26 protein-coding genes are annotated in these 25,416 nt (G+C 74.5%); 10 read left to right on the top strand and 16 right to left on the bottom strand.

The window, feature by feature from the left end:
* Positions 1–14: 14 nt before the first annotated feature.
* From O7599_RS36260 to bioB, 7 genes are all read right to left on the bottom strand, one after another.
* On the bottom strand, positions 15–443 hold the full coding sequence (locus O7599_RS36260) for a GNAT family N-acetyltransferase (RefSeq protein ID WP_281619850.1): 429 nt from the start codon (positions 441–443) through the stop codon (positions 15–17).
* Positions 444–603: 160 nt separating this feature from the next.
* Positions 604–3,189 carry an ABC transporter permease gene (locus O7599_RS36265; RefSeq protein ID WP_281619851.1) on the bottom strand — a complete coding sequence of 862 codons (2,586 nt, stop codon included), beginning with the start codon at positions 3,187–3,189 and terminating at the stop codon, positions 604–606.
* Positions 3,190–3,195: 6 nt separating this feature from the next.
* Complete coding sequence (locus O7599_RS36270) at positions 3,196–3,978, bottom strand: ABC transporter ATP-binding protein (RefSeq protein WP_281619852.1); 783 nt, start codon at positions 3,976–3,978, stop codon at positions 3,196–3,198.
* 239 nt (positions 3,979–4,217) lie between these two features.
* Positions 4,218–4,880: a class I SAM-dependent methyltransferase gene (locus O7599_RS36275; protein WP_281619853.1), complete on the bottom strand. Its 663-nt coding sequence runs from the start codon at positions 4,878–4,880 to the stop codon at positions 4,218–4,220.
* Positions 4,881–4,902: 22 nt separating this feature from the next.
* Complete coding sequence (gene bioD, locus O7599_RS36280; RefSeq protein ID WP_281619854.1) at positions 4,903–5,649, bottom strand: dethiobiotin synthase; 747 nt, start codon at positions 5,647–5,649, stop codon at positions 4,903–4,905.
* Between the two features lie 18 nt (positions 5,650–5,667).
* A complete protein-coding gene (locus O7599_RS36285) occupies positions 5,668–6,972 on the bottom strand; it encodes an adenosylmethionine--8-amino-7-oxononanoate transaminase (RefSeq protein ID WP_281619855.1) in 1,305 nt (434 codons plus the stop codon).
* On the bottom strand, positions 6,965–8,119 hold the full coding sequence (gene bioB / locus O7599_RS36290; RefSeq protein WP_281619856.1) for a biotin synthase BioB: 1,155 nt from the start codon (positions 8,117–8,119) through the stop codon (positions 6,965–6,967). Before bioB ends, O7599_RS36285 begins: the two co-directional genes overlap by 8 nt.
* A gap of 145 nt (positions 8,120–8,264) precedes the next feature.
* On the opposite strand from bioB, the gene O7599_RS36295 reads away from it, so the two are divergent.
* Positions 8,265–9,437, top strand: coding sequence for an 8-amino-7-oxononanoate synthase (locus O7599_RS36295; protein WP_281619857.1), 1,173 nt, complete (start codon positions 8,265–8,267; stop codon positions 9,435–9,437).
* A gap of 24 nt (positions 9,438–9,461) precedes the next feature.
* Here the strand turns inward: O7599_RS36295 and O7599_RS36300 are convergent, their stop codons facing one another.
* Together O7599_RS36300 and O7599_RS36305 are read right to left on the bottom strand one after the other, a co-directional pair.
* The gene (locus O7599_RS36300) at positions 9,462–9,725 is read right to left on the bottom strand and encodes a DUF397 domain-containing protein (RefSeq protein ID WP_281619858.1); all 264 of its coding nucleotides are present in this window, start codon (positions 9,723–9,725) and stop codon (positions 9,462–9,464) included.
* A complete protein-coding gene (locus O7599_RS36305; protein WP_281619859.1) occupies positions 9,722–10,594 on the bottom strand; it encodes a helix-turn-helix transcriptional regulator in 873 nt (290 codons plus the stop codon). The genes O7599_RS36300 and O7599_RS36305 overlap by 4 nt, the downstream gene beginning before the upstream one ends.
* A gap of 241 nt (positions 10,595–10,835) precedes the next feature.
* Here O7599_RS36305 and O7599_RS36310 point away from each other — a divergent pair, with 241 nt between their 5' ends.
* Together O7599_RS36310 and O7599_RS36315 are read left to right on the top strand one after the other, a co-directional pair.
* On the top strand, positions 10,836–11,264 hold the full coding sequence (locus O7599_RS36310; RefSeq protein WP_281619860.1) for an ATP-binding protein: 429 nt from the start codon (positions 10,836–10,838) through the stop codon (positions 11,262–11,264).
* Positions 11,265–11,316: 52 nt separating this feature from the next.
* Positions 11,317–12,267 carry a serine/threonine dehydratase gene (locus O7599_RS36315; protein WP_281619861.1) on the top strand — a complete coding sequence of 317 codons (951 nt, stop codon included), beginning with the start codon at positions 11,317–11,319 and terminating at the stop codon, positions 12,265–12,267.
* 8 nt (positions 12,268–12,275) lie between these two features.
* Here the strand turns inward: O7599_RS36315 and O7599_RS36320 are convergent, their stop codons facing one another.
* The 4 genes from O7599_RS36320 to O7599_RS36335 form a co-directional block, all read right to left on the bottom strand.
* Positions 12,276–12,854, bottom strand: coding sequence for a DUF6328 family protein (locus tag O7599_RS36320; RefSeq protein WP_281619862.1), 579 nt, complete (start codon positions 12,852–12,854; stop codon positions 12,276–12,278).
* 29 nt (positions 12,855–12,883) lie between these two features.
* Entirely contained in the window at positions 12,884–13,585 is a 702-nt protein-coding gene (locus O7599_RS36325; RefSeq protein WP_281619863.1) for a GNAT family N-acetyltransferase, read from the bottom strand.
* Positions 13,586–13,662: 77 nt separating this feature from the next.
* Positions 13,663–13,986 carry a hypothetical protein gene (locus O7599_RS36330; protein ID WP_281619864.1) on the bottom strand — a complete coding sequence of 108 codons (324 nt, stop codon included), beginning with the start codon at positions 13,984–13,986 and terminating at the stop codon, positions 13,663–13,665.
* A gap of 6 nt (positions 13,987–13,992) precedes the next feature.
* Entirely contained in the window at positions 13,993–14,628 is a 636-nt protein-coding gene (locus tag O7599_RS36335) for an ATP-dependent Clp protease proteolytic subunit (protein WP_281619865.1), read from the bottom strand.
* A 91-nt stretch (positions 14,629–14,719) separates the two neighbouring features.
* Here O7599_RS36335 and O7599_RS36340 point away from each other — a divergent pair, with 91 nt between their 5' ends.
* The 5 genes from O7599_RS36340 to O7599_RS36360 all read left to right on the top strand — a co-directional run bounded on the left by O7599_RS36340 (position 14,720) and on the right by O7599_RS36360 (position 20,112).
* Positions 14,720–15,028 (top strand): type II toxin-antitoxin system Phd/YefM family antitoxin, encoded by a 309-nt coding sequence (locus tag O7599_RS36340; RefSeq protein WP_281619866.1) that lies wholly within the window; start codon positions 14,720–14,722, stop codon positions 15,026–15,028.
* A gap of 170 nt (positions 15,029–15,198) precedes the next feature.
* Positions 15,199–15,738: a cupin domain-containing protein gene (locus tag O7599_RS36345; protein WP_281619867.1), complete on the top strand. Its 540-nt coding sequence runs from the start codon at positions 15,199–15,201 to the stop codon at positions 15,736–15,738.
* A gap of 180 nt (positions 15,739–15,918) precedes the next feature.
* A complete protein-coding gene (locus O7599_RS36350; RefSeq protein WP_281619868.1) occupies positions 15,919–18,162 on the top strand; it encodes an MMPL family transporter in 2,244 nt (747 codons plus the stop codon).
* Positions 18,163–18,169: 7 nt separating this feature from the next.
* Complete coding sequence (locus tag O7599_RS36355) at positions 18,170–19,429, top strand: sensor histidine kinase (protein WP_281619869.1); 1,260 nt, start codon at positions 18,170–18,172, stop codon at positions 19,427–19,429.
* Positions 19,426–20,112, top strand: coding sequence for a response regulator transcription factor (locus O7599_RS36360; RefSeq protein WP_281619870.1), 687 nt, complete (start codon positions 19,426–19,428; stop codon positions 20,110–20,112). The genes O7599_RS36355 and O7599_RS36360 overlap by 4 nt, the downstream gene beginning before the upstream one ends.
* Positions 20,113–20,160: 48 nt before the next feature.
* Here O7599_RS36360 and O7599_RS36365 read toward each other — a convergent pair whose 3' ends face one another.
* The 3 genes from O7599_RS36365 to O7599_RS36375 form a co-directional block, all read right to left on the bottom strand.
* Complete coding sequence (locus O7599_RS36365) at positions 20,161–21,003, bottom strand: TIGR02452 family protein (protein ID WP_281619871.1); 843 nt, start codon at positions 21,001–21,003, stop codon at positions 20,161–20,163.
* Positions 21,004–21,139: 136 nt separating this feature from the next.
* Positions 21,140–21,847, bottom strand: coding sequence for a lysophospholipid acyltransferase family protein (locus tag O7599_RS36370; protein ID WP_281619872.1), 708 nt, complete (start codon positions 21,845–21,847; stop codon positions 21,140–21,142).
* Between the two features lie 84 nt (positions 21,848–21,931).
* The gene (locus tag O7599_RS36375) at positions 21,932–23,158 is read right to left on the bottom strand and encodes an acyl-CoA dehydrogenase family protein (protein ID WP_281619873.1); all 1,227 of its coding nucleotides are present in this window, start codon (positions 23,156–23,158) and stop codon (positions 21,932–21,934) included.
* Between the two features lie 156 nt (positions 23,159–23,314).
* Between O7599_RS36375 and O7599_RS36380 the strand changes: the two genes are divergently transcribed.
* Positions 23,315–23,989 carry a TetR family transcriptional regulator gene (locus tag O7599_RS36380; protein WP_281619874.1) on the top strand — a complete coding sequence of 225 codons (675 nt, stop codon included), beginning with the start codon at positions 23,315–23,317 and terminating at the stop codon, positions 23,987–23,989.
* Positions 23,990–24,165: 176 nt separating this feature from the next.
* Positions 24,166–25,404, top strand: a complete 1,239-nt coding sequence (locus tag O7599_RS36385) for a MurT ligase domain-containing protein (protein ID WP_281619875.1) — start codon at positions 24,166–24,168, stop codon at positions 25,402–25,404.
* Positions 25,405–25,416: the final 12 nt, after the last annotated feature.

Here is a 25,416-nt window from a genome sequence, read left to right on the forward strand (position 1 = left end):
CGCGGTGACGGCGGTCAGCCGGCCGCAAGCGGCTTGACCCAGCGGCTCCACTGCTCCTGGCGGACGTACCCGCCGGCGTGCCAGGCGTGGTGCGCCCGCTCGTTGCGGTCCAGCACCATCGCGTCCGCGCGCCGGCCGCCGAAGGCGGCGAACCGCCGCTCCGCCGCGGCCAGCAGCGCGGTGCCGACGCCGCGGCGGCGGTGGCCGGGGTGCACGGCCAGCCGGTACAGGTGGCAGCGCCAGCCGTCGAACCCGGCGATGACGGTGCCCGCCAGCTCCCCGCCGCGCTCGGCGAGCAGCAGCGCGCCCGGGTCCCGCTCCAGCAGCCCGGCGACGCCCGCGTCGTCGTCGCTGACGGAGGTTCCCTCCGCCGCCTCTTTCCAGAACGCGAGCACCGCCGGCACGTCCGCGGGCTCCGCGGCCCGGATGTGGAGATCGTCCATGTCCGGCATCCCATCACCGGGTCCCCGCCCGCGTCGACCGTATTCGGCTGACGCGGGGGCCCCGGCAGCCCGCGTGGGGCCGGTGCGCGCCCGGCCCGCCCGGGCGCCGCGTACGGTCGCACGCCACCCCTCGCGTACGGGCACTCCACCCGGGCCGCGGTCACTCGTGCGCGATGGCCGCCAGGACGTTGAGCCGGGACGCCCTCAGCGCCGGCAGCAGGGCGGCCAGCAGGCCGACCAGCACCGACCCGATCACCACGGCGAGCTGCACCGTCCAGTCGATCGCGAAGGCGCGCATGCCCTCCAGGGCCAGCACCTCGTGCACCCCCGCGCCCCACGCCAGCCCCAGCACCAGGCCGAGCAGCGCGCCGAACACGGCGATCACGACCGACTCCAGCCGGATCATCCGCCGCGTCTGGCGTCTGGACAGCCCGATGGCCCGCAGCATGCCGATCTCGCGCGTCCGCTCCACCACCGACAGCGCCAGCGTGTTCACCACGCCCAGCACCGCGATGACTATCGCCAGCCCGAGCAGCGCGAAGACCAGATAGAGGAGCACGATGATCTGCTCCCGGATCAGCTCCTTGAAGTCGGCCTGGTCCCGCACCTTCACCTGCGGGAAGCCTTCGAGCCCGCTCTCCAGCGACGAGCGCAGCGTGTCGACGTCGGTGCCGCTTTCCGCGTTGACGAAGACGACCGCCTCCTGGCCGCCGGGCTGGTAGTCCTCCAGGGTCTCCATGCCCAGGAAGAAGCCGCCGGCCGCACCGAACCCACCGCTGGTCTCCTGCTTGGTGAGCGCGCCGACCGTCAGCTCCGCCTTCCTGCCGTTGGAGAACTCCACCGGGAGCGTGCTGCCGACACGGATGCCGTGGTCGCGCGCGAACTGCCGCTGCAGACCCACGTGCCCGGGCGCGAGCGCGGCGCTGGTGCTCCCCTCCGCGTACTCCAGCCGGCTGACCTGGTCCAGCTCCTTGTCGAAGGCGCCGGCGCTGGTGCTGGTCTTCTCGCCGTCGGGCAGCGTCACCCGCAGCGGCGCGAACCGCTGGCGGACGACGAGGCCCACGCCGTCCGCTTCGTGGACCCGCTCGGTGACCTCGCGGGGGAACGGGCCGAAGTTGTCGCTCTGCACGAGGAAGTCGGCGCCCAGTGTCCGGTCGATCTCCTCGTCGAAGGACTTCGTCATCGACGCGGCCGCCACCGACATGCCGCCGACCAGGGCCAGGCCCACCATCAGCGCCACCGCGGTGGCGCCGGTGCGCCGCGGGTTGCGCAGCGCGTTGCGCTGGCTGAGCGCGCCGACGGAGCCGAAGAACCGCGGGAACCAGCCGCCCAGCACCCGGATCACCGGCCGCACCAGCAGCGGTCCGGCCGCCACCACGGCCAGCATCGTCAGCACCACGCCGCCCACCAGGTACACGGCGGAGTCGCGGGTCTGGTCCGCCGTCGCGCACAGGACGAACGACGCCGCCCCGACGACCCCGAGTACCGAGCCGAGCGCCGCCCGCACCCGCATCGGCCTGCCGACCTCCGTGATCTCCAGGTCGGCGAGTGCCGCCATGGGGGAGACCCGGGCCGCACGCCGGGCCGGCAGATACGCCGCGACGAAGGTGACGCCCACGCCCACCGCGTACGCGAAGACCGGCGTGACCCAGCTCACCACCATCTCGGCCGCGTCCAGGTTCATCCCCAGGAGGCCCATCGTCTCGATGAGCCCCGCGGCCAGGCCGATGCCGCTGAGCAGTCCGAGCGTGGAGCCCACCAGCCCGAGCAGCAGCGCCTCGGTGAGCACCGAGCGGCGGACCTGCCGCCGGTCCGCGCCCAGCGCGCGCATCAGCCCCAGCTCGCGGGTGCGCTGCGCGATGAGCATCGAGAACGTGTTGACGATCAGGAAGATGCCGACCAGCACGGCGATCCCGGCGAAGCCGAGCATCACGTACTTGATGATGTCGAGGAACGTACCCAGCTCCTCCGCCGCCGATTTCGCCTGCTCGTCGGCGGTCTGCACGGTGTACTTGCCGTCGAGCACCCCCTTGACGCGCTTCTTCAGCTCGGCGTCCGACACCCCCGGCGCCGCGTCCACGGACACCGACGTGGCCGCCTCGGTGCCCTTGAGCTCCGGGTCGTCGAGCAACTGGCGCTGCGCCGCCGCCGTCTCCAGGTAGATCACCGCCGCGCCCGGGTTGGTGGTGGTGAACTTCGCGATGCCGACGACCTCGACCTCGAACGTGCCGGGCTGCGCGAGGACGTTGAGCGTGTCGCCGATCTCGACGTTCTTGCGGTCGGCGGTGTCCTTGTCGAGCAGCGCCTCGCCGGCGCCGGCCGGCTCGCGGCCCTCCGACAGCTCCACCGGGCTGCGGTCGCTGACGTACCAGTTGCTGGCGATCGTCGGCGGGCCGGTGGTCCGGCCGATCGGCTCGTTCTCCGCGTCGGTGACGGTGAGGTTCTCCACCTCGACGTCGAGGTGGACGTCCTGCACCCCCGGCACCTTCGCCACGTCCCCGGCGACCGACGCGGGCAGCGTCGGCACCAGCCCGGAGCCGAACCCGCGGCCCTGGTCGAACGCCTCCTTCGGGGAGACGGCGACGTCGGCTGCGGTGGAGGCGAAGAGCCGGTCGAACGTGCGGCTGACGGTGTCGGAGAAGATGAGGCTGCCGGAGACGAACGCCACGGACAACACCACGGCCAGCGCCGAGAGCAGCATCCGCCCCTTGTGCGCGAAGAAGCTGCGCAGAGTCGCCTTGAGCACGCCGCCTCAGCTCTTCCTGATGCCGTCGAAGCGCTTCATGCGCTCCAGCACCGCCTCGGCCGTCGGCCCCGGCATCTCGTCCACGATCCGGCCGTCCGCGAGGAAGAGCACCAGGTCGGAGTGGGCGGCGGCGCCCGGGTCGTGGGTCACCATCACCACCGTCTGGCCCAACCGGTCCACGGCCTCCCGCAGGAAGCCCAGCACCTCGAGGCCGGAGCGCGAGTCGAGGTTGCCGGTGGGCTCGTCGGTGAAGATCAGCTCGGGCCGGGAGGCCAGCGCCCGCGCGCAGGCCACCCGCTGCTGCTGGCCGCCGGAGAGCTGCGAGGGCCGGTGGTCGAGCCGGTCGCGCAGGCGGAGCGTGTCGATCACCCGGTCCAGCCACTCGGGGTCGGGTTTGCGGCCCGCGATGTCCATCGGCAGCGTGATGTTCTCCAGCGCGTTCAGCGTGGGCAGCAGGTTGAACGACTGGAACATGAAGCCGATCCGGTCGCGGCGCAGCCGCGTCAGCTCCCGCTCACCCAGGCCCGTGATCTCCGTGTCGCCCAGCCAGACCTGCCCGGAGGTCACCGTGTCGAGCCCGGCGAGGCAGTGCATCAGCGTCGACTTGCCGGAGCCGGAGGGCCCCATGACCGCCGTGAAACGGGCGCGGCGGATCTCCACGTCCACCGAGTCCAGCGCGACGACCGCCGTCTCGCCGCTGCCGTACGTCTTCGTCAGCCCGCCGGCCCGGGCCGCGACCCCGGCCGGCGGTCCCGCGTCGAGTCTGTCGAGTGCCGCCGGTGTGGACAATGCCGTTCCCCCATCGGGCTGTGGGCCGGGCGCCGGGTGCGCGTTCCTGTCTCCCCGCCGTACGCCGTGCGCGCCCGGCCGGGACGTGCTGCCAGGCCACGCGACCGATCGGATCAACGCCGCCTGCCAGCGAGACTAGGCCGCCGCGCAACCACGCGCATCCCTCCCGGGTGGCACCTGTGGACAACCCACTACTCCCGGGGGAGGACGGCCCTCTCCTGTGGACGGTGGAGCGGACGTCAGCCGCGTAGCGCGGTGCCCAGGACGTGGTACGAGGCCGGGGTCGGCGGCCCCTTCTCCGGCATCCGCAGCCGCCGGTACGCGCCGAGCGTGAACCCGGCGGCGGAGAGTTCGCCGAGCACGTCGCGGCCGGAGTGGCAGCCGCCGAGCAGCAGCGGCCACACCGTGCGGTCCGCCGCCCGCTGCACCGCCCGCATCGCCCGTCCTTCGGCGCGCCCGTGCTCGTAGAACCGCAGCTCGCCGCCGGGCCGCAGTACCCGGCGCAGCTCGCCGAGCGCCCGCGGCACGTCCGCGACCGAGCAGAGCACCAGCGAGGCGACGGCGGCGTCGCACGACCCGTCGTCCAGCGGCAGCGCCTCCGCCGTTCCCGGCAGCACGTCCACGGGCACGTCCGCGCGCAGCGCCGCCGCCGCGGCGAGCTGCCGCAGGTGGCGCTCCGGCTCGATCGCGACCACCTCGGAGACGGCGGCCGGGTAGTGCACGAAGTTCAGCCCGTTGCCCGCGCCGATCTCGACGACCCGGCCGGAGAGGCCGGCCAGCAGCTCCGCGCGCAGCTCGGCGACCCCGCCGCGCTCCTCGGCGGCGACGCTGAGGCGTGCGTAGAAGCGCGCGAAGTACGGGTGGTGCACGGCGTCCTTCGCGGCGCGCGGCGATGACGGCATACCGGCCTCCTGGCGAACGGGATCAGTGCGATTGTCCCCTCTCGAACCTGCCCGGGGCCTGCCGGGCGCGGAAGTCGTCCGCGTCCCAGTGCCCGCCGAGCGCCGGCGCCAGCCACCCTGGCGCCGCCGCGCCGAACGCCTCCGGGCCGAACCCGCCGGCGCCCTCCGGCACCGCGCCCAGCAGCGGCACCCGCGCCGTGGCGGGCAGGTCCGCCAGATTGCAGCGGGCCGCCAGGTCCGGCGCCGCCGGCCAACTGCCCACCACCGCACCCGGGCATGCCAGACCGCGGCGGCGCAGCGCCTCCGTCGTCAGCTCGGTGGCGTTCAGCGTGCCGAGCCCCGCGGCGGCCACGACCAGCACCGGCGCCGCCACCAGCCGCGCCACCTCCGCCAGCGTGCCGCCCGCGTCGTCCAGCCGCACCAGCAGCCCGCCCGCGCCCTCCACGAGCACCAGGTCGTGGTCGTGCCCCAGCTTCTCCACCATCCCCGCCGCGTCCGCCGCCGTCAGCGGCGGCAGCCCCGCGCGGCGGGCGGCCGTCGCGGGCGCCAGCGGCTCGGGGAAGCGGGCCAGCTCCACCGCCCGCACGCCCGGTGCCAGGCGCGCCGCCTCGTCGGCGTCGCCGGGCTCGCCGGGCGCCACGCCGGTCTGCGCCGGCTTGAGCACGGCCACCGAGCGGCCCCGCGCCAGCGCCGCGGCGGCCACGGCGGCGGTGACGACCGTCTTGCCCACGCCGGTCGAGGTGCCGGTGACCACGAGCACGCTGCCCATCGTGTCCCCCTCCGCCCGTCAGCCCGCCGCCGCCGCGGCGCGCACGGCGGCGCAGACGCGGGTGACGTCGGCGTCGTCCGTCACGTACGGCGGCATGGTGTAGATCAGGTCGCGGAAGGGGCGCAGCCACACCCCCGCCTCGACGGCGGCCCGGGTGGCGGCGGCCATGTCCGCCGGGTGGTCGAGCTGGACGACGCCGATGGCCCCCAGCACCCGCACGTCCACCACCCCCGGCAGCTCCGCCGCCTCGGCGAGCCCCTCCCGCAGCCCGCTCTCGATGCGCTTGACGTCCTGCCGCCAGCCGCCGTCGGCCAGCAGGTCGAGCGAGGCCAGGGCGACGGCGGAAGCGAGCGGGTTGCCCATGAACGTCGGGCCGTGGGCGAGCACGGGAACCTCGCCCGCCGAGATCCCCTCCGCGACCCCGGGCGTGCAGAGCGTGGCGGCCATCGACAGATAGCCGCCGGTCAGCGCCTTGCCGACGCACATCACATCCGGTGAGACGCCCGCGTGGTCCGCGGCGAAGAACGCGCCGGTGCGGCCGAAGCCGGTGGCGATCTCGTCGAACACCAGCAGCACGCCGTGTGCGTCGCACGCCTCACGCAGCACCCGCAGATAGCCGGGGGAGGTGAAGCGCATGCCGCCCGCGCCCTGCACGACGGGCTCCACGATCACGGCGGCCAGCTCGTCCGCGTGCCGCGCCACGAGGGCGCGCAGCTCACGCTCGTACGCCTCGTCCACGGGCGCGTCGAAGCCCGCGGACGGCACGCCGGCGAACACCTGCCGCGGCAGCACGCCGGACCACAGCTCGTGCATGCCGCCGTCCGGGTCGCAGACCGACATCGGCTGCCAGGTGTCGCCGTGGTAGCCGCCGCGCCAGGTCAGCAGCCGGCGCTTGCCCGGCCGGCCGCGTGAACGCCAGTACTGCAGGCACATCTTGACCGCGACCTCGACCGACACCGACCCCGAGTCGCTGAGGAACACGTGCCGCAGCGGCTCCGGCGTGACCTCCACCAGCCGCGCCGCGAGCCGCACCGCCGGCTCGTGGGTGAGCCCGCCGAACATCACGTGGCTCATCCGGTCCAACTGCCCGCGGGCGGCGGCGTCGAGCGCCGGGTGGCGGTAGCCGTGGATCGCCGACCACCAGGACGACATCCCGTCGACCAGCTCGTCCACCCCCCACGCCGGCTCGGCCAGCCGCAGCCGTACGCCCTCCGCGGAATCGACGACGAGAGGCTCCTGCCGGCCCGGCATGGGCCCGTACGGGTGCCAGACGTGCTCGCGGTCCAGGTCGAGCAGCCGCCGGGGCGGCATCGGCTCAGGCATTGGGCGGCAGTTCCGTGCCGGCCCCGCGGCGGCGTACGGCGACGAGGTCCGTACGCGCCGCCCGCACCGGCTCGCCCGCGGGCGCGTCGTCCGGAGCGGGAACGCCGTCCGTGGGGGGACCTTCGTCCCGGACGGGCCCGTCCGCCCGGTGCGGCGGCAGCGTCGTCCGCCCCGCCTCCTCCACCTCGAACCCGGCGTCCGCGATCATCTCCAGGTCCGCCCTGCCCGCCTGCCCCTCGCTGGTCAGGTAGTCGCCAAGGAACACCGAGTTGGCCAGGTGCAGCGCCAGCGGCTGCAGCGACCGCAGGTGGATCTCCCGGCCACCCGCCAGCCGCACCTCCACGTCCGGACAGACGAACCGCACCATGGCGAGGATCTTCAGACAGCGCTGCGGGGTGAGGTCCCACTCCCCGGCCAGCGGCGTGCCCTCGAACGGGATGAGGAAGTTCACCGGCACCGAGTCCGGGTCCAGCGCGCGCAGCGCGAAGACCACGTCCACCAGGTCCTCGTCGCTCTCGCCCATCCCCGCGATGAGCCCGGAGCACGCCGACATCCCGGCCGCCTGGGCCTGCTGCACGGTCTGCACCCGGTCCTCGTAGCCGTGGGTGGTGCAGATGTCCGCGTACGTCGCCTCGGAGGTGTTGAGGTTGTGGTTGTACGCGTCCGCGCCCGCCGACTTCAGCCGCTCCGCCTGGCCGTCGGAGAGCAGCCCGAGGCAGGCGCACACCTCCACGTCCGCGTTCCGCTCCTTGATGGCGGCGATGGTCGCCGAGACCCGGTCGACGTCGCGGTCCGTGGGCCCGCGGCCGCTGGCGACCAGGCAGACCCGCTTGGCGCCGCCCGCCACCCCCGCCGCCGCGGCCTCGGCCGCCTGGTCGGCCTTCAGCCACGTGTACTTGAGGATCCCGGCCTCGGAGCCCAGCCGTTGCGAGCAGTAGGAACAGTCCTCGGGGCAGAGCCCCGACTTGAGGTTGACCAGGTAGTTGAGCTTCACCCGGCGGCCGAAGAACTCCCGGCGCACCTTCCCGGCCGCGGCGACGACGTCGAGTACGTCCTCGTCCGGGGTGCGCAGCACGGCCAGCGCCTCGTCACGGGTCGGCGCCTCGCGCCGCAGCCCCTTGTCCACCAGCGTCGAAAGCAGGTCCATGGCGCTGATCCTCGCCCACCGCACCGGCCCGGGCCAATGGGGCACCGCACAACGGCCGCCCCCGACTTGTGTGCTCATCGCCACACCGCCGCGCGCCCGCGCGCGCACTACGGTGCAGAAACAGCCCACCGAGCCGAGGAACCGCATGCCCCGTCACGCCTTCGACTGGATCGACACGCAGGCCGAGGAGCGGGGGCGCGCCGGTCTCGTCCGCGTCCTGCGCCCCCGCGCGCACGATTCCCGGCTGCTCGACCTGTGCGGCAACGACTACCTCGGCCTCGCCCGGAACCCCGAGGTCACCGCCGCCGCCGGGGCCGCGGCCCGCCGCTGGGGCGCGGGCGCCACCGGCTCCCGGCTCGTCAGCGGCAGCACCGCGCTGCACGCGGAACTGGAGGCCGAACTCGCCGCCTTCTGCGGCTTCGAGGCCGCGCTCGTGTTCTCCTCCGGATTCGCCGCAAACCTCGCCGCCGTCACCGCTTTGAGCGACCGCGGCACCCTCGTCGTCTCGGACGCGGGCAACCACGCCTCCCTCATCGACGGCTGCCGGCTCTCCCGGGCCGACGTCGCCGTCGTCCCGCACGCCGACGCCGACGCGGTGGTAAAGGCGCTGGACGGCTTCGCCGGGCGGGCGCTGGCGGTCTCCGACGGGGTCTTCTCCGTCGACGGCGACGCGGCGGACCTGCCCGCGCTGGCGGCGGCCTGCCGCGCGTACGGGGCCGGGCTGCTGGTGGACGACGCCCACGGGCTCGGCGTCCTCGGGGCCGGCGGGCGCGGCTCGCTGCACGCGGCCGGCCTGGCGGGCGCGGCCGACGTCGTCGCCACCGTCACGCTGTCGAAGGCGCTGGGCAGCCAGGGTGGCGCGGTGCTGGGCCCGGCGCGGGTGATCGAGCACCTGGTCAACACCGCGCGTACGTTCATCTTCGACACCGGCCTCGCCCCCGCCGCCGCGGGCGCCGCCCTCGCCGCGCTGCGCCTGCTGCGCCGCGAGCCGGAGCGGGCCGCGGCGGCCCGGCGGGTGGCGGCGGCGCTGCACGGCGGGCTGACGGCCGCCGGGCTGACGGCCGTACGCCCCGACGCGGCGGTGGTGTCGGTGCGGGCCCCGGCGCCGGAGGCGGCCGTCGCGTGGGCGGCGGCGTGCCGCGACGCGGGGGTGGCGGTGGGCTGCTTCCGCCCGCCGTCGGTGCCCGACGGCATCTCGCGGCTGCGCCTGACCGCCCGCGCGGACCTGACGGCACAGCAGGTGGACACCGCGATCGACACCGTCGTACGCACGGCGCCCGCGGACCCGGCGCCGCCGCGCCGGGCGCCCGCCCGGTAGGGGCCGCGTGCGGGTGTACCCGCGCTAGGTGTACGCGACCCGCGCGTCCCCGGCGAACTCCCCGTCCTTGACCGCCGCGACGAACGCCCCCCACGCCTCGGCCCGGAACAGCAGCGCCGGCCCCTCCACATGGGTGGAGTCCCGCACGGCGAGCAGTCCGGGGGATTCCGGTCCCACGGGATAAGCGGCCTCGACGCAGTTGTTCGCCCCCGTGCTGTGCGAACTGCGCCGCCAACGGAGGTCGTCGAGTGCCGTACTGGAGGAGACGTACCGAGGTGCTGCGGTCATGGTGCCTCCCTTGCGCCCGCGCCGAGCGCGGCTATGAACGCCATGGACTCCTCGTGCGAAAGGGCGCTCGCCTGCAGCGAAGCAAAGGCCGTCACATACGCCCGTAAGTCTTCTTTCCTTTCCAGGTGAAGGCTACTCATCAAATGGTCGACAACGACCACATCGAGGTCAGAACTGCGCGAATAAGAGAAGATAACGAAAGGCCCGGTGAGGCCGACGTGCTCGCCCGAGGAAAAGGGCAGGATCTGCACGCGTACGTGCGGAAGCATGCCCATCCGTCGCAAGTGCCGCAACTGCTCCGCCATCACCCCCGGTCCGCCCACGTGCCGCCGCAGCACCGCCTCGTCCAGCACCGCGTGCAGGCGCGGCGGGGGCGCGGAGCGCAGCACCGCCTGCCGGGCTATCCGCACCTCCACCAGCGTCTCCACCTCCCGCGGTCCCGCGCCGGCGACGGCGGCCCGGGTCACCGCCAGTGCGTACCGCCGCGTCTGCAGCAGCCCCGGGACCACCGACGTCTCCAGCGTGCGCACCGCGGACGCCTCCGCCTCCAGGCTGATGAAGTCCAGGTAAGCGGGCGGCAGCAGGTCGCGGTACTCGCTCCACCAGCGGTCCTCGCGACCGTCGTGCGGCGCCGTGGCCAGCGTCTCCAGCAGCGTGCGCAGCCCGGGGTCGGTGACGCGGTAGGCGTCCAGCAGCCGTGTGACGTCCGCGGCCTTGGCGGCGGACGTGCCCGTCTCTATCCGGCTGATCTTCGACTGGTGCCAGCCGACCAGCTCCGCAGCCTTCTCGCTGGTCAGCCCGGCCCTGCCGCGCATCCTGCGCAGCTCCGCGCCCAGCTTGGCGCGGCGTACCGCCGGCTCATTGCGCATGACGACCCTCCCGGCCCGCTCGGCCGAACGCGTAACAACTGGCCAGTGTGCCGCCCAAATACAGTCTCTCGGGGCAGAGTTCACCGCATTGAGCGACAGATATATGCATAACTTGGTGGCGGGCTCGCGGGCCGGGCACGATCGGTGGCACGGTGGCGCGAACAACAACCTGAAGCGGTCCTCGACTTCACCAGGCACGCGTCGGAGTCCGGCACACACGTGCGAAAGGGACGGCGTCGCAATGGCAGACCAGCACGAAGCATCCGTCACGTTGCCGAGTGAGGCTGCTTCCGTCACGCAGGCACGTAAATATGTCACTGACATTCTCGGGAAATGGGGCCTGCCGGACCGCGCGGACGCCGCGGACACCGTCTGCCTCGTCGTCTCCGAGCTGGCCACGAACGCCGTCCAGCACACCCGCGGCCAGTCGCCGACGTTCACCGTTCGGATGACGCTGGGACGGGAGCAACTGCGCGTCGGCGTCAGCGACAGCCACCCGCGCTGGCCGCGCCGGCTGCCGGCCGCCGTCCAGCAGGACAACGGGCGGGGCATGGTCATCATCCGGTGCCTCGTCGCGGAGTCGGGCGGGCGGCTGTCCGTGACGCCGGCGGCCGACGGCGGCAAGACGGTGTGGATCGACCTGCCCTGGCGATCGGCCCCCGTGTCCTGAAGCACACGCCCCCGCGGCACACCCGGGCACCCCGCTGGTCCACCCTGGAGACATGACCGACCAGCCCATCAGCCACGAGGACGTCCACGCCGCCGCCCAGCGCATCGCGGGAGGGGTCCGCCCGGTCGCCGTCGCGCCCGCGGGCGCCGAGGTGGCACCGGACGCCGAGGTGTGGCTCGCGCTCGAGTTCCTCCAGCACACCGGCTCCTTCAAGGCCCGCGGCGCGCTGAACTTCACCGCCGCCCACGCCGCCGCCGGCACCATGCCGGACGCGGGCGTGCTCATCGCCTCCGGCGGCAACGCCGGCCTCGCCTGCGCCTGGGCCGCCGCCCGCCACGGCGTTCCCGCGCACGTGTTCCTGCCCGCCACCGCGCCGGAGTTCAAGGTCGAGCGGCTACGCGGCCTCGGCGCCGACGTACGGCTGACGGGCCGCACCTACGGCGAGGCGCTGGCCGCCTCCCGCGCGATGGCCGCGGAGACCGGCGCGCTCGCCTCCCACGCCTACGACCACCCGCTGATCTCCGCCGGCGCCGGGACGCTGCTGCCGGAGATCGTCGCCGCGGTGCCCGGCGGCCTCGACACCGTCGTCGTCGCGGTCGGTGGCGGCGGGCTGTACGCGGGCGTCGCGGCGGCCGCGGCGCGGCAGGGGATCGGCGTCGTCGCCGTCGAGCCCGAGAACTGCCGTGCGCTCAACGCCGCGCTGGCGGCCGGGGAGGTCGTGGACGTCCCGGTCGACTCCGTGGCCGCGGACTCCCTCGGCGCGTCCCGTACGTCGCGCGACGCGCTGGCCTGGGCGCGGCGGCCGGGCACCACCTCGGTGCTCGTCGCCGACGCCGACATCACGGCGGCCAGGCGGCGGCTGTGGGACGAGCACCGGCTCGTCGTCGAGCACGCCGCGGGGACGGCGCTCGCGGCGCTGACCACGGGCGCGTACAAGCCGCGGGCGGGGGAGCGGGTGGCCGTCGTGCTCTGCGGCGCGAACACCGATCCCGGCACCCTCTGACGGCCCGCTCAGGCCCCCTCGTCATCCTGCCGCGCCGCATGCGGCGCGCGCAGGCTCCGGCTCAGCCCCCACGGCAGCGCCGCCCACAGCCCCGCCGTGAACACCAGCACCGACGCCCCCGCCGCGAAGCCCTCCGCCCGCCCCAGGACGACGTCCACCACGAGGGTCACCGCCCCGGACAGCGCGAACGCGAGCACGCCCAGCCCGGCCGCCGCCAGTCGGGAGGAGACGTCGACGATCCGCCGCTTCGCCCGGCGCCGGAACAGCCCCCGGTGCACCGCCGCGGGCGCCGTGAACAGCACCGCCGCTGCCACGGAGAGCAGCAGCGTCGTCACGTACGTCCCGCGCTGCAGCGAGTCCAGTTCGGTGAAGCGCTCGGTGAAGGCGAGGGTCAGCAGGAAGGCGAAGAGGATCTGTACGCCCGTCTGCGTCACCCGCAGCTCCTGGAGCAGCTCCACGAAGTTGCGGTCGTCCCGCTCCAGCGGCGTCTCACGGCGCGCGTACTCCGCGGGCGCCGCCGGATCCTCCGCCGCCCGTGCGGCAGGCGGCGTCCCGCCGCGCTCGTCCTCGTTCCGTTCTCGGTCCATGCACTTCCCGGTTGCCCGATCGGCCCGTCCTACTCCTCGTCTACCACCAGCAGCGCCTCCGCGCCCACCGGCCGGAACCCGGCGGCAAGGAACGCCCGGACGCTCGCCGCGTTGCCCGGCGCCACCTGCGCCCACAACGGCTCGCCCGGCGGCACGAGGTGGCGGGCCGCGCCCGCCAGCCGCCGCCCCAGGCCGCCGCCCCGGGCGTCCGGCGCCACCTCGACGGCGACCTCCCAGCGCCCGGCGACCCCGCGGCCGAGGAGCACCGTGGCGCCGGGGACGGTCCAGGCGCGTACGCCGTCGCGGTGGCGCAGGGCGCGGCGCAGCCGGGGGTGGGTGCCGTCCTCGTCGGGCGCGAGACGCAGCGGCGGCGGGCCGGGCAGGGGGTCCGCGACCAGCAGGGCGTCGATGTTGTTCACGGTGCGGCCGAGGCGGGCGGTGAGGGCGCCGAGGAACGGCGGGTTGAGCGGGGCGGACAGGTCGTCGGCGGGCAGCAGGGCCCGTATCCACGCGGGATCGGCGTCGGCGAAGACGACGTGGCGGCCGGTGAGGGCGAGGACGCCCGCGTCGCGCGGCGACGGCTGCGGGAGCACGGTGACCGCGCCGTCCGGCGGCGGGAAGTCGCCGCGGGCGGCGGCGGCCAGCAGCGCGGCGAGCCGGCCGCCGTCCGGTCCGCCGGTGCCGTACGCGGGCGCCGTCACGGATACGGGGTCACCGGGCTGGGGACACATGGCGGCTGGCTCCTCGGCGCGCGGCGGCGGTACGCGGCCAACCTACCCGGCCGCCCGCCGCGCGCCCCCGCCGCCGGTCACGGCGCCCCGTCGGGCTCCCGCGGTCCCGGCGGCACCGCCACCAGCCGGCTGCGCCGCTCCCCGTCGAGGACCCGCAGCGCACGCGCCATCGTCGCCGCGTGGATCGTCGTCTCGCGCCGCTCGTGCATCAGCGCCAGCGCGTCGCGCAGCCCGGCCGCGGTGCGCACGAGCGCCTGCGCGGCGCGCAACCCGGCGTAGGTGTCCGCGCCGCGCGCCGGGTTGATCCGGCCCAACTGGTCGACGGCGTCCAGATAGCGGTCGATCACCTCCGCCTCCGCGCGCGTGAGCGCGGGCAGCGGGGGCAGTTCGGGCGGCAGCACCGTCCCTCACCTCCCGTAGCGCGGCGTGCCCGTGCCCTTGCGGCTCTCGGTCAGCCGGTCGGCCAGCCCGTACGCGACGGCCGCCGGGGCGTCGAGGATCTTGTCGCGCTCGATGTCCTCGCGGATCTGCTCGATCGGCGTCCCGGAGTGCTTGGCGAGCAGTTCCTCCAGCAGCTCGCGGTGGCGCAGCAGTTCCCGCGCGTGGATCTCCAGGTCGGTCGCCTGCCCGCGCACCGGCTCGGCGAACGACGGCTGGTGGATGAGCACCCGTGCCCCGGGCAGCATGTACCGCTTGCCGGGGGTGCCCGCGGCCAGCAGCACGGCGGCGGCGGACGCGGCCTGCCCGAGGCAGACGGTCTCGATGTCGCTGGTGACGAACTGCATCGTGTCGTAGATCGCGGTCATCGCCGTGAACGAGCCGCCGGGCGAGTTGATGTACAGCGAGATGTCCTGGTCGGGCGCGGCGTGCTCCAGATGCATGAGCTGCGCCATCACGTCGTTCGCCGACGTGTCGTCGACCTGCGTGCCGAGGAAGACGATCCGCTCCTCGAGCAGCTTCGAGTACGGATCCTGCGTGCGCACCCCGCTGCTCGTCCGCTCGGTGAACTCCGGCAGCACGTAGCGCGCCGTGGGGCTGTCCATGGCCGTCGGCACCTCTCTCTCGTTGTCAGGCTCTTGTCGTCAGGATCCCAGTACAAAATGTACAGGACGTACATCCGGTTATGCTGGGAGCATGGCGTACGAAATTCCGGTGACGCAAGCCCGTGCAGAGCTGGCCGACCTGATCAACCGCGTGGTCTACGGCGGCGAGCGGGTCGTGGTCACGCGCCACGGCCGGCCCCTCGTGGCCCTCGTATCGGCCGCCGACCTGGAAAAACTCGACGACCTCGAGAACCCGCCGGCCGAGGAGCAGGTCATCACCACCGTCTCCGGCGTGCGCACGGTCCACCCCGCCGGATCTGCCACGGGCGAACGCCGCTTCGGCATCGCCGCGGAACACCGCGCCCCCGACACCCGCGCGAGCAGCGAGGGTCCCGCCTAGTCCCGCGGAGCCCCGTCCCGTCCCGTCGGGTCCCGCCGGACGGGACGACGCCGCGCCGGCCCTAGGTCCGCGGACCTGGGCCCGGCGCCGCCGAGATCATCCGGTTGCCCGATGCCGCTCACGCGCCGCCCGGGGCACGATGCTGGAGAACCGCCGGAAGGAGCGCACCCGTGTCGTACCCCGAAGACCTCGTCTACCCCGAACCCCGCTACCACGGGGAGCGGGGTGAGGTGAACGCGACGTTCCGGCCGGCCGCCACCCCGCCTGACCTCACCTCGCCCGGCGGCTTCACCCGCTACCTCGCCACCGAGGAGTCGACCGGCGGCGAGTTCGGCCTGTACGACGTCCAGCTCGGCCCGCGCTCGCCCGGGGCGAAGACGCACTTCCACAAGGCGATGTCGGAGTCCTTCTACGTGATCTCCGGCGAGCTGGAGCTGTACGACGGCGACAGGTGGGTGACGGGGCGCGGCGGGGACTTCCTGTACGTGCCCGTCGGCGGGCTGCACGCCTTCAGGAACGTCACGGACGACCCCGTCCGCGTGCTCATGCTCTTCTCCCCGGGCGCACCGCGCGAGGAGTACTTCGAGCGGGTGGCGGAGATGTCGCGGCGCGGCGGCGAGGAGCTGAAGCGGTTCCGCGTCCGGCACGACAGCTTCTTCGTCGAGGACTTCGAGGACGGCGGGGAAGGCGGGGCGGAGCAGCAGGGGTAGCCGCGGCCCGGGGCGGACCGTGGTGCGTACGCACCAGGCCGCGGCGCCGGCTGGTCCGGGCGCACCAGGCGAAGACGGCCACGGCGGACGATGCCCCGCCGGGCGCCGGCCGGGAGTGTGGGAAGCGCGTGAGATCTCGCGCGATTCCCCGTTCCTAGCGGTGTCTGGAGTGATCGAGAAGTGGCGACGTTTCTCTACCGGATCGGGCGGTGGGCCTTCCGGCGGCGCCGGCTGGTCGGCGGCACGTGGCTGGTCGCCCTGGTGATTGCCGGGGTCGCCGCCGCCGTGGCGCCTGCCGGGGAGGAAGAGGACCTCTCCATGCCGGGCACCGAGTCGCAGCAGGCGTTCGACCTGCTGGACGAGCGCTTCCCCGAGAACAACGCGCAGGGGGCCGAGGCCCGTCTGGTGTTCCAGGCCCCCGACGGGCAGCGGATGACGGCGACGGAGCACAAGACGGCCGTCGCGGACGCGCTCGGTTCGCTGGACGGCGGCGGCCAGGTCGCGTCGGCCAGCGACCCGTACGAGGCCGGTGACGTGAGCGAGGACGGCACCATCGCCTACTCCACGATCACCTACACCGCGGACGCCGTGGACCTCACCGGGCCGACGAAGAGCGCCCTCGAGGGCGCCGCGGACCAGGCCAGGGACGCGGGGCTGACCGTGGAGATCGGCGGGTCCGCCCTGGACGCGGAGGAGGAGCCGGGCGGCGCGACGGAGATGATCGGCGTGGCGGTGGCCGCGGTGGTGCTGGTCCTCGCCCTCGGTTCGCTGGTCGCCGCCGGGCTGTCGCTGCTGACCGCCTTCGCGGGCGTGGCCATCGCCTTCGGCCTGGTCTCCGCGCTGGCCGTGCCGCTCGGCCTGACGTCCACCGTCGCCATTCTGGCGCTGATGCTGGGGCTGGCGGTCGGCATCGACTACGCGCTCTTCATCACCTCCAGGTTCCGCGACGAACTCGCCCGCGGCAGCGACCCGGAGGAGGCCGCGGGCCGGGCGGTGGGCACGGCGGGGTCCGCCGTGGTCTTCGCCGGCGCGACCGTCTTCATCGCCCTGGTCGGGCTCGGGGTCGTCGGCATCCCCGAACTGACGAAGATGGGCATGGGCGGCGCGGGGGCCGTGGCCCTCGCCGTGCTCGTCGCGCTCACCCTGGTCCCCGCGATGCTCGGCTTCGCCGGCCGGCGGGTGCTGTCCCGGGCCGTGCGCAAGGCCGCCCGGCGGGCCGGCGAGCGCCCGCACGCGGTGCCCGCCGGGGCCGGCCGGCCCGGTCTCGGCGTCCGCTGGGCGCGGTTCGTCCTGCGCCGGCCGGTGGCCGTGCTGCTGGTCGCCGGACTCGGCCTCGGCGCCGTCGCCGTACCCGCGCTGAACCTCGAACTCGGCCTGCCGGGAGACGAGGCCAAGTCGGTCGAGACCACCCAGCGGCGCGCCTACGACCTGCTGTCGGAGGGATTCGGGCCCGGCTTCAACGGGCCGCTCACAGTCGTCGTGGACACGTCGAAGGCCGCGGACGCCGAGGCCGCCGGCGACCTGGTCGCCACGACCGTACGGGACGTGGACGGCGTGGCGTCCGTCGGCGACCCGGTGCTCGACGAGGCCGGGGACACGGCCGTCCTCACCGCCGTGCCGGAGACCGCGCCGAACAGCGGCGAGACCAAGGACCTGGTCCACTCGATCCGGGACGCCGCCGACGGCGTCGAGGCGGACACGGGCGCCGGTGTCCTGGTCACGGGCACCACCGCGATGAACATCGACATCTCGGAAGCCATGTCCGACGCACTCCTGCCGTATCTGACCGTGGTCATCGGCCTGGCGGTGCTGCTGCTGACGGTGGTCTTCCGCTCGATCCTGGTACCGCTCAAGGCCGCGCTCGGCTTCCTTCTGTCCGTCGGCGCCGCCTTCGGCGTCCTCGTCGCCGTCTTCCAGTGGGGCTGGGGGGCGGACCTGCTCGGCATCGAGCAGACCGGCCCCGTCATGTCGCTGATGCCGATCCTCATCATCGGCATCGTGTTCGGCCTCGCCATGGACTACGAGGTCTTCCTCCTCACCCGGATGCGGGAGACCTACGTCCACGGCGCGTCGCCCGGCGAGGCGATCGTCCAGGGGTTCCGGCACAGCGGCCGGGTGGTGGCCGCCGCGGCGATCATCATGATCAGCGTGTTCGCCGGGTTCGTCGGGATGAGCAGCCCGACGATCCAGACGATGGGCGTGGGCCTCGCCGCCGCCGTCGCCTTCGACGCCTTCGTGGTCAGGATGGCGATCGTGCCGGCGGTGCTCGCGCTGCTCGGCCACCGGGCCTGGTGGCTGCCTCGTATCCTGAACCGTGTGCTGCCGAACGTGGACATCGAGGGCGAGGCGCTGAGCAAGCGGGTCCCCGCCCCCGCGGGCGGACCCGACGCGGGGGTGCCGCGGCTGCCGGCCGGCCGGTACTGACCCGGCCATGACGAACCCGGGCGACGGCGGTCCGCGGGCGCGCCGTTCGCGGTGGCGGGAGGCGGCGGTCACGGCGACGGCGGTCACGCTCTGCCTGCTCGGCGGGGTGGTGCAGGTCGACGACACGCTGGCCGCGCCGCCCCCCGCCGCCTATCTCGTCGCCGTGGCGTCCTGTGCCGTGCTGCCCGTACGGCACAGGACGCCCCTGGCCGCCCTGGCGGCCACGACCGCGGCCGGCGTGCTGGTGCCGCCCCTGGGCCTGCTGCTGAGCCCGCCCATCATGGCCCCCGCCGTGATCGCCGCCTACGCGTACGCGCTCCACGCCCGTACCGAACGGCGCGCCGCGCTCGCGGTGTCGCTCGCCTCCGCGGCGCTGCTGCTCGCCGCCACCCCCTGGTTCGAGGACCTGTCCTGGCAGGACGCGAGCCGGATGGGCTCGGTGGCGGCGTTCCCGCTGGTGGCCGGCGTGCTGGGGCGCTCGGCACACAACCGGCGGGCGTATCTGGCGGCCGTGGAGGAGCGGGCCCGGCGGGCGGAGCAGAGCCGGGAGAGCGAGGCGCGCCGCCGGGTGGCCGAGGAACGGCTGCGTATCGCCCGGGAACTGCACGACCTCGTCGCCCACCAGATCACCCTGGCCAACGCGCAGGCCACGGTCGCCGCCCACCTCTTCGACTCCCGCCCCGAGCAGACCCGCAAGAGCCTGGCGGAGCTCGTCCAGACCACCGGCGACGCGCTCGACGACCTGCGCGCCACGGTCGGGCTGCTGCGCCAGTCCGGAGACGCGGCCGAGCCCGCGGATCCGGCGCCCGGGCTGTCCGGGCTGCCCGCGCTCCTCGACTCCTTCGGCCGCGCGGGCCTGGAGGTGTCGCTGGATCAGGAGGGCACGGCCAGGCCGCTGCCGCCGGGCGTGGACCTCACCGCGTACCGCATCGTCCAGGAGGCCCTGACCAACGTGACCAAGCACGCCGGGACCGGCAGCGCGCGGGTGCACCTCGCCTTCAGCCGCGACCGCCTGACCCTCACCGTCGCCGACGACGGCCGCGGCACCCGTACGGCACCGTCCGCCGCCGCACCCGAGCGCCCGCCCGGCTACGGTCTGATCGGGATGCGCGAACGTGCCACAGCGGTCGGCGGGCACCTCTCCGCGGGCGGCCGCCCCGAGGGCGGCTTCCTCGTCTCCGCCGAACTGCCCCTGCCGGCGGCCAAGGACACGGCGCGCGGAGCAGCCGGCGGACCCACGGGTGACGGACACCGGGAGGCGCAGTGACGCTACGGGTGCTGCTCGCCGACGACCAGGCACTGCTGCGCGGCGCGTTCCGGATGCTCCTGGACACCGCCGAGGACATCACCGTGGTCGGCGAGGCCGCCGACGGCGGGGAGGCGGTGCGCCTCACCCGCGAACTGCACCCGGACGTGGTGGTGATGGACATCCGCATGCCCGGGGTGGACGGTCTCACCGCCACGTCGGAGATCGCCGCGGACCCGGAGCTGCGCGGCAGCCGCATCCTGATCCTCACCACGTACGAGACGGACGAGTACGTCGCGCAGGCGCTGCGCGCCGGGGCCGGCGGCTTCGTCGGCAAGGGCATCGGCGCCGAGGAACTGGCGGAGGCGGTCCGTACGATCGCCGCCGGCGACACGCTGCTGTCGCCCGCGGCGACCCGCTCCCTGGTCGCCCGCTTCCTCGCCACCCCGGACGACGCCCCGCGGCACCACCCGGAGCGGCTCGCCGTGCTCACCCCGCGCGAACGCGAGATGGTGGCCCTGGTGGCCACCGGGCTGTCCAACCAGGAGATCGCCGAGCGGATGTTCCTGAGCCCGTTCACGGTCCGCGCCCACGTGCAGCGCGCGATGACGAAGCTGGAGGCCCGTGACCGTGCGCAGCTCGTGGTGATCGCATACCGGACCGGCCTGGTGCGTGCCGCGCCGGGGGACGACCGCCCGTCGTGAGGCTCACGGCCGGGCGGCGAACGTGCCCGCGCACCGTGGCCCGGTCGCTCAGCCGGTGCCGAACGCCGCCTCGAACGCCTCGCGGTTCGCCGACCGCGGCTGCCGGTCCCACACGGCGAACACCAGCCGCCCGAACCGCCCCGCGAACCGCCCGCCGGGCTCCAGGTGGGTGCGGAACGCCGCCGCCACCTGCGCCGGGTCGTTGCGGAACACCCCGCAGCCCCACGCGCCCAGCACCAGCGCCGTCACCCCGGCGACCGCCGCCACCTCCAGCACCCGCTCCGCGCGCCCGGTCAGCGCGGCGGGGATCCGGTCCGTCTCCTCGGGCGTGCGCTGGGCGATCACGCCCGCGTTGGGGGCGGGGGAGGTGAGGAAGTCGACGGCGTACGGCTCGGCCAGGAGCGCGCCCGCGTCGTCGCGGAACACCGGGACGGCGGGGGAGTGGATGACGCGGTGGGTGTAGAAGGGGCTGGGGTCGGCGCGGTGGGCGGCGTAGAACTCCGGCGCGCGCAGCAGCGCCGGGTAGAGCGCGGAGGCCCGGCACAGCTCCTCCTCCTGCGCGCGGGCGCCGTTGACGTAGCCGCCGCCGGGGTTGCGGGCGGAGGAGAAGTTCAGCACGCCTACGCGGTCGGCGCCGTCGGCGCCGTCCGCGACCAGCCGCCGGGCCGCGGCGAGCGAGGTCTCGGCGGTCACCTCGGCGGGCCGGGCCCGCGGCGCGTCCGCGGCGGCCCGCCCGGCGCCGGCGACCGGCCCCGGTCCGTACATCCGGGTGCCGTCCGCCGCCCGCGCGGCGGCCTCGCCCACCGGCACCCACCGGCCCGCGGCCTCGTACCCGCCTTCGGCGAGGATCCGGTCGTTGTCCCGCGCCACCTGACGCAGCCGCGCGCTCACCGGGCACCGCCCGGGCCGGTCCGTACCGTGCCGCCGGCCGGCTGCGCGGCGGGCTCCGCTGTCCTCGTCATGCCTGGACGGTACGCACCGGGGCCGGGCAGCGACCACCCGGTTTCCGCGCGGCGCCCGGTTTCGGTCAGGCCGCCGCGGGCGGGTTCTTCCTCGCGGCCTCCTGCTCGGCCTTGACGTCGGGCGCGTACCGGTCGACGTACTCCTGGTTCGACATGCCGAGGATGGCGTACATGATCTCGTCGGTGACGGCCCGCAGCACGGCCTTCTGGTCCTCCATCCCCTCGTACCGGGAGAACTCCAGCGGCTCGCCGAAGCGGATCGTGACCCGGCCGAGGCTGGGGATCTTCTGGCCGGGCGGCTGGACTTCGCGGGTGCCGAGCATCGCGCACGGGATGACCGGCACGCCCGCCCGCAGCGCCATCGCCGCCACCCCGACCCGGCCCTTGTACAGGCGCCCGTCGTGCGAGCGCGTGCCCTCCGGGTAGATGCCCAGCAGCTCGCCCTTGGCGAGCACGCCCAGGCCCTCCTCGATGGCCGCCTGCGCGGCCTTGCGGCCCCGGCGGTCGACCGGGATCTGGCCGATGCTGTGGAAGAACCCGGCGGTCAGCCGCCCCTTGAGGCCGGGGCCGTTGAAGTACTCGGCCTTGGCGAGGAACGTGATGCGCCGCTTCAGCATCACCGGCATGAGGAAGTGGTCGGCGAACGACAGGTGGTTGCCCGCGACGATCGCCGCCCCCTCCTGCGGTATGTGCTCCAGGCCCTCGATGCGGGGCCGGAAGAGCAGCCGCAGCAGCGGCCCGATGAACAGGTACTTCAGCAGGTGGTAGAACAACGCGGCCTCGCCCTTCCCCCGGTCGGTCGTCGTGCGCTCGCAGGGTAGCCGCGCGACGCGCGCCGGGGGAGAGGGCCGGCGAAGTCAGCGGATCGGGACGCCGGCCAGGGTGCGGGCGATCACGAGGCGCTGGATCTCGCTGGTGCCCTCGAAGATCGTGTAGATGGCGGCGTCGCGGTGCATCCGCTCCACCGGGTACTCCCGGGTGTAGCCGTTGCCGCCGAGGATCTGCATCGCCCGCGCGGTGACGTCCTTGGCCACCTCGCCCGCGTACAGCTTCGACATCGAGCCCTCCGCCGAGGTGAACCCCTTGCCGGCGCTGGCCATCCACGAGGCCCGCCAGACCAGCAGCCGGGCGGCGTCGATCTGGGTGCGCATGTCGGCGAGCTGGAAGGCGACGCCCTGGTTGTCGATGATCGGGCGGCCGAACTGGACGCGGGTCTTGGCGTACTCCAGCGCCGTCTCGTACGCCGCGCGCGCGATGCCGACCGCCTGCGCGCCCACCGCGGGGCGGGACGCCTCGAAGGTGGCCATCGCGGCGTTCTTGACCCGCTCGCCGCCCGACTTCGCCCGCTCGCGTGCCCGGGCCAGCCGCTCCTGCAGCTTCTCCCGGCCGCCGAGCAGGCACGAGCCGGGCACCCGCACGTCCTCCAGCACCACTTCGGCGGTGTGCGAGGCGCGGATGCCGTGCTTCTTGAACTTCTGCCCCTGCGACAGTCCCGGCGTGCCCGGCGGGATGATGAACGAGGCGTGCCCCTTGGTGCCCAGCTCCGGGTCGACGACGGCGACCACGACGTGCACGGCGGCGATGCCGCCGTTGGTGGCCCAGGTCTTGGTGCCGTTGAGCACCCACTCGTCCTTGGCCTCGTCGTAGACGGCACGGGTGCGCATCGCGGAGACGTCGGAGCCGGCGTCCGGCTCGGAGGAGCAGAAGGCGGCCAGTTGCACGTTGTCGACGTCGCCGTACATCTGCGGGATCCAGGTGCCGATCTGCTCCTCGGTGCCGTTGGCCAGCACGCCGACGGCGGCGAGCCCGGTGCCGACGATCGACAGGGCGATGCCCGCGTCGCCCCAGAACAGCTCCTCCATGACCACGGGGATGCTCAGCCCGGTGGGGTCGAAGTACTGCTGGGCGTAGAAGTCCAGGGAGTACAGGCCGATCTTGGCCGCCTCCTGGATCACCGGCCAGGGGGTCTCCTCGCGCTCGTCCCACTCGGCGGCGGCGGGGCGGACGACGTCGGCGGCGAAGCCGTGCACCCACTCCTGGACGGACTTCTGGTCCTCGTTGAGCTCGAACGTGAACTCAGACATTGCGCCTCCGCACCCTTTGCATTCGTTACCGTCGGTAACGTAAGTCTGTTACCCGTGAGTAGACTCTGTCAACTCCCGCACGTCCGCGGGGGCGACGTGACCGGGGTGCTAGGTTGCGCAGTCATCCGGGCATCGACCAGGCAGGGGAGCGGTTTCATGGACAACCGGCGCGGCGAGAGGGAGCAGGCGACCGAGGACCGGCGCCGCGAACTGCTCGAAGCCGCGGACCGGGTGGTCCTGCGAGACGGCCCGGGCGCCTCGATGAACGCGATCGCCGCCGAGGCCGGTATCACCAAGCCCATCCTCTACCGCCACTTCGGTGACAAGGGCGGCCTGTACCGCGCGCTCGCCGTACGCCACACCGACGCCCTGCTCGCCGCCCTGCGCGCCGCGCTCGACGCCCCCACCGGCCGGCGTGAGCGCGTCGAGGCCACCCTCGACACGTACCTCTCGGCCATCGAGGCCCGCCCGCAGGTCTACCGCTTCCTCATGCACCCGGCCGACGGCGGCGCCCTCGACGTCCCGGAACCGGCCCCGGCCGCCGAGGCCACCGAGCGCGACTTCGAGGTCGGCCGCCACTCCGCGCCGCTGCTCCGCCGCCTGGGGGAGGAGCTGGCCCAGGTCATAGCCGACCGCATCGACTTCGGCCCCGGCGGCGCGGTGATCGCCCGCGCCTGGGGCCACGGCATCGTCGGCATGATGCACGCCGCCGGCGACTGGTGGCTGCGCGAACGGCCCTGCAGCCGCGCCGAGTTGGTGCAGAGCCTCGCAGACCTGCTCTGGGGGCGGCTCGCCGCCGCCGCGGACAAGGCCGGCGGACCCGGACTGTAGGGCAGCCGCGGGAGCGGCACACGGGCGGCACGACGTGCCGGGATTCGGGGCCCGGCGCGTCTCTCGATAGGCTGGCCGCTACCGCGCCGCGCCGCAGGCCGGGCAGCGGACGAAGGACACCGGAGCACCGCGACGACGGCGCACCGCGCACGGGCACGCGAGGAGGAGCTACGACGATGGCAGGCAACACGGAACCGCTGTCGCCACGGTCCAAGCTGGCCGTCACGGCGGGCAGGGCGGCGGCGGCGGTGTCCCGCGCCGCGGGCAAGGGCAGCGGCTCCGTGATCGGCGGCAAGGTCGCGCTCAGGCTGGACCCCGACCTCCTCGGCCGGCTCGCCGGCCACCTCGACGTCGTCCTCGTCTCCGCCACCAACGGCAAGACCACCACCACCCGGCTGATCGCGGAGGCCCTGCGCGCCTCCGGGCCCGTCGTCTCCAACGCACTCGGCGCCAACATGCCCGCCGGCATCACCTCGGCGCTCGCCGGCGGCTCCGACGCGCGCTACGGCGTCATCGAGGTCGACGAGAAGTACCTCGCCACCGTCGCCCGCGACGTCACCCCCAAGGCCATCGCGCTGCTCAACCTCTCCCGCGACCAGCTCGACCGCGCCGCCGAGACCCGCATGCTCGCCGAGCGCTGGCGCGAGGGCCTGTCCGGCAACAAGGCGCTCGTCGTCGCCAACTGCGACGACCCCCTCGTCGTCTGGGCCGCCTCCTCCAGCCCGAACGTGCTCTGGGTCGCCGCCGGCCAGGAGTGGAAGGACGACGCCTGGTCCTGCCCCTCCTGCGGCGGCGTCCTCCAGCGCCCGGGCGAGGACTGGCTGTGCGCCGAGTGCGGCTTCCGCCGCCCCGTACCCAGTTGGGCGCTGTCCGGCGAGCACGTGCTCGACCCGCACGGCGCCGCCTGGCCGATCCGCCTCCAGCTCCCCGGCCGGGCCAACCGCGCCAACGCCACCACCGCCGCCGCCGTGGCCGCCGCCTTCGGCGTGCACCCGCAGACGGCGCTGGAGCGCATGTGGGAGGTCACCGCGGTCGCCGGGAGGTACGACACCGTCCAGTTCGGCGGCCGTGACCTGCGGCTGCTGCTGGCGAAGAACCCGGCGGGCTGGCTGGAGACGTTCTCCCTGATCGACCCCCCGCCCACCCCCGTGGTGCTCTCCGTCAACGCCCGCGGCGCCGACGGCACCGACACGTCCTGGCTGTGGGACGTCGACTACACCCGGCTGACCGGCCACCCGCTGTACGTCATCGGCGACCGCAAGCTCGACCTCGCCGTCCGGCTGGAGGTGGCGAACCAGAGCTTCCGCGTCTGCGAGCACGTCGACGAGGCCGTCGCCGCCGCGCCGCCCGGCCGGATCGAGGTCATCGCCAACTACACCGCGTTCCAGGACCTGCGCCGCCGCGTCGGCAACTGACCCGTACGAGAC

The sequence above is a fragment of the Streptomyces sp. WMMC500 genome (assembly GCF_027497195.1).
Classification (GTDB): Bacteria; Actinomycetota; Actinomycetes; order Streptomycetales; family Streptomycetaceae; genus Streptomyces.

Bases quoted from the DNA above. Each gene is read 5' to 3' on its own strand.
- O7599_RS36260 (WP_281619850.1), bottom strand. From the start codon at position 443: ATGGACGATCTCCACATCCGGGCCGCGGAGCCCGCGGACGTGCCGGCG.
- O7599_RS36275 (WP_281619853.1), bottom strand. From the start codon at position 4,880: ATGCCGTCATCGCCGCGCGCCGCGAAGGACGCCGTGCACCACCCGTAC.
- bioD (WP_281619854.1), bottom strand. From the start codon at position 5,649: ATGGGCAGCGTGCTCGTGGTCACCGGCACCTCGACCGGCGTGGGCAAG.
- O7599_RS36285 (WP_281619855.1), bottom strand. From the start codon at position 6,972: ATGCCTGAGCCGATGCCGCCCCGGCGGCTGCTCGACCTGGACCGCGAG.
- bioB (WP_281619856.1), bottom strand. From the start codon at position 8,119: ATGGACCTGCTTTCGACGCTGGTGGACAAGGGGCTGCGGCGCGAGGCG.
- O7599_RS36295 (WP_281619857.1), top strand. From the start codon at position 8,265: ATGCCCCGTCACGCCTTCGACTGGATCGACACGCAGGCCGAGGAGCGG.
- O7599_RS36300 (WP_281619858.1), bottom strand. From the start codon at position 9,725: ATGACCGCAGCACCTCGGTACGTCTCCTCCAGTACGGCACTCGACGAC.
- O7599_RS36305 (WP_281619859.1), bottom strand. From the start codon at position 10,594: ATGCGCAATGAGCCGGCGGTACGCCGCGCCAAGCTGGGCGCGGAGCTG.
- O7599_RS36310 (WP_281619860.1), top strand. From the start codon at position 10,836: ATGGCAGACCAGCACGAAGCATCCGTCACGTTGCCGAGTGAGGCTGCT.
- O7599_RS36315 (WP_281619861.1), top strand. From the start codon at position 11,317: ATGACCGACCAGCCCATCAGCCACGAGGACGTCCACGCCGCCGCCCAG.
- O7599_RS36320 (WP_281619862.1), bottom strand. From the start codon at position 12,854: ATGGACCGAGAACGGAACGAGGACGAGCGCGGCGGGACGCCGCCTGCC.
- O7599_RS36325 (WP_281619863.1), bottom strand. From the start codon at position 13,585: ATGTGTCCCCAGCCCGGTGACCCCGTATCCGTGACGGCGCCCGCGTAC.
- O7599_RS36335 (WP_281619865.1), bottom strand. From the start codon at position 14,628: ATGGACAGCCCCACGGCGCGCTACGTGCTGCCGGAGTTCACCGAGCGG.
- O7599_RS36340 (WP_281619866.1), top strand. From the start codon at position 14,720: ATGGCGTACGAAATTCCGGTGACGCAAGCCCGTGCAGAGCTGGCCGAC.
- O7599_RS36355 (WP_281619869.1), top strand. From the start codon at position 18,170: ATGACGAACCCGGGCGACGGCGGTCCGCGGGCGCGCCGTTCGCGGTGG.
- O7599_RS36375 (WP_281619873.1), bottom strand. From the start codon at position 23,158: ATGTCTGAGTTCACGTTCGAGCTCAACGAGGACCAGAAGTCCGTCCAG.
- O7599_RS36380 (WP_281619874.1), top strand. From the start codon at position 23,315: ATGGACAACCGGCGCGGCGAGAGGGAGCAGGCGACCGAGGACCGGCGC.
- O7599_RS36385 (WP_281619875.1), top strand. From the start codon at position 24,166: ATGGCAGGCAACACGGAACCGCTGTCGCCACGGTCCAAGCTGGCCGTC.